General features: G+C 73.5%; 4 protein-coding genes. 1 reads left to right on the plus strand and 3 read right to left on the minus strand.

Annotation, left to right across the window (positions count from 1 at the left end):
* Positions 1–3,272: ABC transporter transmembrane domain-containing protein (locus tag ACIBZJ_RS29990; RefSeq protein ID WP_395935443.1), on the plus strand; the 3,272-nt coding region annotated here is incomplete at its 5' end.
* A 308-nt stretch (positions 3,273–3,580) separates the two neighbouring features.
* On the opposite strand, the gene ACIBZJ_RS29995 is transcribed toward ACIBZJ_RS29990, so the two are convergent.
* The 3 genes from ACIBZJ_RS29995 to ACIBZJ_RS30005 are packed head-to-tail and all read right to left on the minus strand — an operon-like array spanning position 3,581 to position 6,270.
* Positions 3,581–4,141 (minus strand): hypothetical protein, encoded by a 561-nt coding sequence (locus ACIBZJ_RS29995; RefSeq protein WP_395935445.1) that lies wholly within the window; start codon positions 4,139–4,141, stop codon positions 3,581–3,583.
* Positions 4,142–4,155: 14 nt separating this feature from the next.
* Positions 4,156–4,446 (minus strand): hypothetical protein, encoded by a 291-nt coding sequence (locus ACIBZJ_RS30000; protein ID WP_395935447.1) that lies wholly within the window; start codon positions 4,444–4,446, stop codon positions 4,156–4,158.
* 30 nt (positions 4,447–4,476) lie between these two features.
* Positions 4,477–6,270 (minus strand): NAD-binding protein, encoded by a 1,794-nt coding sequence (locus ACIBZJ_RS30005; protein ID WP_395935449.1) that lies wholly within the window; start codon positions 6,268–6,270, stop codon positions 4,477–4,479.
* Positions 6,271–7,610 lie beyond the last annotated feature (1,340 nt).

The raw sequence follows: 7,610 nt of genomic DNA on the forward strand, positions 1-7,610 counted from the left end.
CGCCTCAGCGCGGTGGCCAGCCTCAGGGCTGGCAGCAGGCGCCTCCGCAGCAGGTACCGCCCCAGCAGGCGCCTCCCCAGCAGGCGCCACCGCAGCAGGTGCCTCCGCAGGGGCAGCCGTACGGCGGGCAGTTGGGTTCGGCGCCGGTCGTCGGCTCGGCTGCCGTCGGAGCCGCCGTCCCGGTCGCCGGACGCGCGGGCCGTGCGACGGTCGGCGTCCCGGGCGGTCCCGGTCCTGGTCCTGGTCCCGGTCCCGGTCCTGGGCCTGGGTACGGCGGCGGGCACGGCCGGCCCAGCGGTGGCCCGCCGGCAGGCGTCCCCCACGATCGACGGCAGTTCGACGGTGCCGCGGCCGAAGGGCAGGCGTTCCAGACCGGGAACCCGTCGCCGCTGCGGCCCGCCCTCGACCAGATGGTCGCCAAGGAGACCGACGCGGCCGTCCTCCGCTACCGGCCCGGCAGCGCCGGGGAGGCGGCCGCCACCGCCTACGCGGCCGCGGTCAAACGCGCGCGCAAGCGCCTGGCGGGTCTCGGCTCCGAACCCTGGGGCGTCAAGCCCCAGATCTGTCTCGTCGACCCCTTCCCGGACCCCGACGACCCCGGCATGGTCCTCACCTCCGGCACCGTCGTCGACGCCGCCCGCGGCGAGATCTGGGTGGTGGTCACCGCCGAGAATCCCCCGGAGCCTCCCGAGCGCCCGCTCGCGCTGTTCTTCGGTGCCGCCCTCCCGGCGGCCAACGACGTCGAACTACTCATCGAGGGCTACGGCCTGCACCTGTGCGGAGTCCCCTCGGCCGACTCGTACCTCGCCGACATCGACGAGGAACGCGGCCTGCCGCCACTCGTGCGCGCCGAGGGCGAGCTCCGCACTCTGATGGCGCTGAGCTTCGTCCGCTTCCTGCTGGATCGCGGCAGCGAGGCCGACCTCTGGAAGGTCTTCACGACCGCCCGGCCGGGCGCGACCGACAGCATCGTGCAGGAGGTCTACGGACTCGGTCTCTCCGGCCTCGAGGAGCAGTGGCAGCGCTCGCTCGAGGTCGACGAGGAGCCGATCCGGATCTCCGCGTTCCTCAAGCTGGCTCTGCGCTACCTGCGTCCGCACGTCCGGCGCGAGATCGAGATCGGCATCTACCTGCTGGCCCAGCTCGGGTTCGTGGCGATCTTCCCGTTCGCGTTCTCCCGGCTGGTCAACGAGCTGACCCGCGGCAACGCGGACTTCAAGTTCATCGGGACGATCGTCGGCGTCCTCGCGGCCACGTTCGCGGTCTCGCTCCTGGCCGAGCTGCGACGCAACTACGTGTCCGCGTACGTCAGCGCGTCGATCGTCCGGGAACTGCGCACGCAGATGTTCAGCGGGCTGCAGACGCTCTCCGCCCGCTGGTACTCCGGCCGCAAGCAGGGCGACATCCTGTCCCGCCTGCTGTCCGACGTCGGCCAGCTGGAGCAGGGCCTGTCGAACACGGTGCGGGACGGCACGTTCCAGCTGGCGTCCCTGCTCGTCGCGGCCGGGACGCTGCTCGGCCTGAGCTGGATCCTCGGCGTCATCGTGCTGCTGGGCGCCCCGATCGTCGGGTTCATCTACCGGCGGATGGACGGCGGAGCGCTCAAGCGCAGCAAGGCCGTGCAGGAGAACATGGGTGCGCTGGTCTCGGTCGCGGCCGAGAGCTACCAGGCGCACCCGGTCGTCGCGGCCTTCGGCCTGGAGGACGAGGAGCGCAGGCGCTTCAAGCGCCAGTCCGACCGGGTGTTCAAACGCCAGCTCTCGCTGCAACTGTTCAGCGGTCTGTTCGACCTCTCGGTGGACGCGGTGGTGACGACGCTGCGGCTGGTGATGCTCGTCGTCGGCAGCTACCTGGTGATCAACGACCGGCTCAGCCTGGGCAACTTCGTCGCGGCCGTCGCGCTGGTCAGCGGAGTCGTCGGGCCGGTGACCGGGCTGACCGGCATCGGGCAGCTGATCCAGACCGCGACCGGTGCGCTCTCCCGCGTCAACGAGATCCTTCTCGCGAAGCCCGACATCGACGACCACCCGCAGGCCACGCCGCTCCCGCCGGTGCGGCGAGAGATCCGGCTGGCCGACATCGGCTTCTCCTACGACGGCGACCGCCCGACGCTGCGCGGCATCAACGTCACGATCCAGGCCGGGACCAGGGTCGCGTTCGTCGGTCCGACCGGTGCCGGCAAGTCGTCGACGCTGCAGCTCATGATGCGGTTCTACGACCCGGACCAGGGTGCGGTGCTGTTCGACGGCCGAGACATCCGCGGTGCGACGCTCGCGTCACTGCGCGGGCAGCTCGGCGTCGTCTTCCAGGACACGTTCCTGTTCGACGGGACGCTCCGCGACAACATCGGGCTCGGTCGGCTGGGGGCCGCGCCGGAAGACATCGAGAAGGCCGCGCGAGCCGCTCAGCTGCACGAATACATCATGACACTGCCCCGCGGCTACGACACCCCGGTCGGTGAGCGGGGCGTCCGGCTCTCCGGCGGGCAGCGGCAGCGTCTCGCGATCGCGCGGGCGCTGTTGCGCGACCCGGCGGTCCTGCTGCTCGACGAGGCCACCTCGGCGCTCGACCCGCGCACCGAACGGCTGGTCGCCGAGACGCTCGACACGGTAGCCAGCGGCCGGACGCTGATCGCGGTCACCCACCGGCTCACGTCGATCGTCGACTACGACCAGATCTACGTGCTGGAGAACGGTCAGGTCGTCGAGCAGGGACGCCACGACGATCTGGTCGCGCTCGGCGGGGTCTACGCCGATCTCTGGGCCGAACAGAACGGTCTGCCGCGTCCGGCCGACATCTCCGGCGAGATGGTGGATCCGGCGCGCGCGCTGGCTCAGGTCCCGTTCTTCGCGGGTCTGGACGCCACTGGGCTGGCCGTCGCGGCCGGGGCACTGCGCGAGCTGCGGCTGGAGCGGAACGACAAGCTGCCGGCCCGGGGTGGGCAGCTGGCGCTCGTCGTCCAGGGGTCGGGGCGGGTGTTCGCGCCGGATCCGGCCGGGCGTCCGGTGCCGGTCGCGGAGCTCGGGCCGGGGCAGGTATTCGGGCTCGGCGCGCTGCTGGGCGACGACACCCCGGCGGAGCTCGTCGCCGACCGGCGGATGGAGCTCGGGATCCTGTCCGAGCAGGCGCTGTACCACCTGGCGACGCAGTTGCCGCCGGTGGCAGCCGCACTCAGCGCCCGTCGGACGCCGTCCGCGCCGTTGGGCGGCGAACGCCTCTCGTCCGTCCGGATGCTTCCCCCGGAGCTGCGCCGGTTGCCCCCGGCGTCCTGAACCCGGCCCTGGCCGGTCCGGGGTCGGGTCGGGGTGCACCGCCGGCGGCTTTCCGGCCAGGGTCGGGCCCGGCCGGGCCGGGTCTGCGCGGGCAGGGCCGGGCGGGGCCGGGCGGGCCGGGCAGGGCAGGCCGGGCGGGCCGGGCCGGGCAGGGCAGGCCGGGCCGGGCAGGGCAGGCCGGGCGGGCAGGGCAGGCCGGGCGGGCCGGGCGGGGTCAGCCCGAGAAGGGCGGGGTCAGCTGGGTCGGGCCGGGTGAGCCAGACCGGACCGCGTCAGCCAGGGCCGAGTCGGGGTCAGCCCGGGTCGGGTCAGGGGCAGTACGAACGGAAGCCGGTGTCGTAGCCGTCGGCGTAGCCCTGCCAGTAGCGGGCGTCGCGGTCATGGCGGTTCACCGAGGACGGGCGGTCGCAGCGGTGGAGCGCGTCCCGGCGGCCCTGGAGGTAGCCGTTGCGGAAGCCGCAGGGGTACGTCCGCTCGTCGCAGACGCCCCCGAGCGAGGCGCTGACCGTCGCCGACCGCGCAGCCGAGGCGGCCGGACGCCCGGCGAAAGCCGAGCGCCCGACGGAGGCGGAGTCGGCGACAGAGGCCGAGTAGGCGGCCGAAGCCGAGTAGGCGGCCGAGGCCGGGCGCGCAGGCACAGCCCGGTCGGCCGCGGAAGTCGGGTGAGCCGGCGCTGCCAGGTAGGCGGAAGCCCGGGCGGCTGCCGGAGCCAAGGCGGTCACCGGCGCCGAGCCGGATGCCGGAGCCAGGGCGGCCACCGGCGCTGAGGCGGCTGCTGGGGCTGAGGCAGCTGCTGGGGCTGGGGCGGCGAGCGTGAAGGTCGCGGCCGCGCCGATGAGCGCGGCGCCGATCGCACGCGGAAGTGACATGAGGCCCCCGTTGCTCATCCCGGCACGCTCGCCAGGTAGTAGACCGACGCGGCGCGGATCCAGTGACGCCCCGGCGAGCCGTAGGGATCGAGCGTGTGACGCGTCGGGTCGGGCAGCGCACGGTGGCCGATGATCCACGCGTCGTGGCCGGTCGAGAGCCGTCCCCGCAACACGTTCATCATGTAGTCCCCCGGGTCCTGCCGACTCAGCGGACCGACCTCCGCGACGTTGGCTTCCAGGGTCCTCTCGCACATCTTCTCGTCGAGCACGAAGAAGAGGTCGTTGATCGCCAAGCGCACCCGCATGAATCGTAACGATACGGCATATAGCGGGCGTTAGGACCGTTCGGAGCCGCCGATCTGCGCAGGCGAGAGCGCATCGCGCCGCAGCACCTGCAGCAACTCCTCGTACGGGCCGACCAGGTACGCGCGATCCCCCGCGCCGAACCGCGTCCCGCTGCGTGGCGGATGCTCGAGAGCGCGGTCACCGGCGGCGCGGCTGATCGCGATGACCCGGGTACGAGCCGACAGGCCCTGCATCGCGAGCCCGTCCAGCCCTCCCCCGGTGGCCACCGACAGCGCCGCGATCAGGAACGGCTGATGTTCCACGTAAAACGTGCCGAGCACGTCCAGGCCGAGCGCCGCGCCCACGAACCAGGGCGCGGCCAGCGCGGCCGTCGACCGGACGTGGTCGAACCCGAAGCTGTGCTCGACGGTCGTGGCGAGCTGCCGGTCGAACAGCCGCAGCACGACCGGGACGCTGCCCCAGCGCTCGCCGAGCTGGTCCCGGACCGAGAGGCCGGTCTCGATGTTGACCAGGTCGTCGCTGGTCAGCACCGCGACGGCGGCGGCCGAGTGCAGGTTCACGGCCTGCAGCGTCTGCGGCAGCGTCGCGTCGGCGATCACGACCGGGACCTTGAGCGCCCGGGCCTGCGACAGGTACCGGTTGTTCTCGTCCCGGTCGACGACCACGACCTCACGCCCCTCGGCGAGCAGCCCCTCGACCGTGCGGATCCCGACCGCGCCGAGCCCGATCACGATCACGTGCCCGGCCATCGCGCCGACGTCCCGGCGGCCGAGCGACTCGGCGATCCGTTTGCTGATCAGCAGGTTCGTCAGCAGCGCGAACGAGATCGCGGCGAGCATCGCGCCGGTGATCATGAACCCGACCGCGTACCCACGGAGCCACACCTGCTGGGCGGCGAACGAGAAGTCGCCGTAGCCGATCGTCCCGACGGTCTCGACCGTGAAGTAGAGCGCGTCGAGGAGCGACATGTGCGAGCCGTCGGGTTTGCGGTAGCCGACGAGCAGCACACCGATCGACAGTGCCATCAGCGTGAGCAACGCGGTGAGCGTGAACCGGAGCGAGCGGTCGGTCTCCCGGAACATCGTCCTGACGAACGTCCGAATGGTGAACACCGCACGCCGGGACGGTCGCTCCGGAGCCTCGCGGATGTCCTTCGGGATCCTGATCCCGCGACCGACGAAGTCGGGCCGGGTGCCGAGCGCGATGATCCGGTCGCCGGACCGGACGCGGTGGTCCCGACCAGGGCACACGACCAGCTCCGCCTCCTCGGAGGGCACCACCGCGATCGGGGCGAGGTCACCGAAGAGCTCGCGGAGCGTCCCGTCCGCGTCCGCGGTCACCTCCGCGGCCAGGAATTCCTCGCCGCCGAGGTCGATCGGGTGCGTCCGCCGTCGCAGACACGCCTCCACGACCGACGGCGCCGCCAGCGCCGCCACGTCGATCACGCTTCCCGGCCCGGTCACGTCCGCCACCGCGCGGCCGACCGCCGGGTTCGACAACTGCACGGCCAGTCGGACGTCCGGCCGCAACTGCCGTACGAGGAGCGCGGTCTCGAGCGCGTGCAGATCGTCGGGTTCGACGCAGACCACCGCGGTCGCGCCGGGCAGACCGGCGTCCAGAAGTGTGTCGGTCGCGCGGGAGCTACCGCGCACGAGCGGAATGCCCCAGGCGGAGACGGTCCTGGTCAGGCGGGGGTCGGGGTCGTCGTCGACGACCACGACCGGGACCCCGGCGAGGTGCAGTTGCTCGACCGTGCGCAGGCCCACACCGTGCAGGCCGCAGACGATGACGTGCCCCGATCGCTCCCGCGGTGTGCTGGACATGCCCGCAGTGTGCCGGGTGACGGTTCGGTCCGCGTTTTCGACGCGTTACCGGTATACCGCGCGCCCCCGGCTCGGAAGCGTTGGACCGCACTGGAATGATGCAGCCCGACCCGAGGAGAACGATGGCGCCGGAACTCCCTCCCGCTCCCGGCCCGACGCCGGATGGCCTTCCCGACGAGCCGACCGTAGCCGCCGCACTAGCGCGCGCCGCCGCGGCGGCGAAGCGTGTCGACGGCGGGCAGCCGCCGAGCCGGGTGCGCGGAAAGGGCAGATCGCGCGGGCGCGCGCCGGATCCCGTTGTTGAGCCGTCGTCCGACCCGACGGTGCCGGTCCGGACGGTTCCGACGTTCGACTCGCCGTCTCCCAAGCGGGAGAAGCCTTCGCGCCGCCACCGGGCGCCCGAGCCGCAAGCACCTGCGGCGCTGCCGCCGCCGGTGCTGCTGGGGCCGGCAGCGCCGCAGGGGCCGTCAGCGTTGCAGGGGCCGTCAGCGCCACAGGGGCCGTCAGCGCCACAGGGGCCCTTAACGCCGCACGGGCCTTCAACGCCGCAGGGGCAGTCTGCGCCGCAGGGGCAATCTGCGCCGCAGGGGCAATCTGCGCCGCAGGCGATGTCGGCGCCGCTTGGGCTCTCAGCGCCACTTGGGCCCTCAGCGCCGCAGGGGCCCTCAGCGCCGCAGGGGCCGTCAGCGCAGCACGGGCCGTCAGCGCAGCACGGGCCGTCAGCGCAGCACGGGCCGTCAGCGCAGCACGGGCCATCGGCGCAGCAGGGGCAGTCGGCGGCGGGAGGTGGGGCGCCGTTGGAGGTGTGGGGGCGCGGCGCAGGGGAGGCGAACCAGGGAGTGCCGTCCTCTGCCTCACCGTTCGAGCCGTCACCGCACCTCGGTTGGGGTGCGCCACTCGGGGGGTCTCCGCTCGGAGGGCCGCCGCGCGCGTTACCGCAGCCGCCTCCGCCGCTCGGCGCGTTACCGCAGCCACCGCCCCTGGGAGGCCCGCCGCGAGGCTTGCCGGAGCCGTTCCCGCCCGCAGGGGCACCGCGCAGCTTGCCGGAGCCGTCCCCGCTGGGAGGCACACCGCGCGGTTTGCCGGAGCCATTGCCGCTCGGAGGGGCCCAACGCGATTTGCCGGAGCCCGGAGGCGCGCCGCGCCCCTTGCCTGAGCCACCGGCGCTCGGGGCGCCGCAGGCCGGGATGACCGCGCGCTTGCCCTCCCCGCTGGACGCACCTTCGCCGTTCGTCGCGCCGCAGGCGCAGGCGCAGGCGCAGGCGCAGGCGCAGGCGCAGGCGCAGGCGCAGGCGCAGGCGCAGGCGCAGGCGCAGGCGCAGGCGCAGGCGCAGGCGCAG

This window comes from Cryptosporangium sp. NPDC051539 (assembly GCF_044454545.1).
Classification (GTDB): domain Bacteria; phylum Actinomycetota; class Actinomycetes; order Mycobacteriales; family Cryptosporangiaceae; genus Cryptosporangium.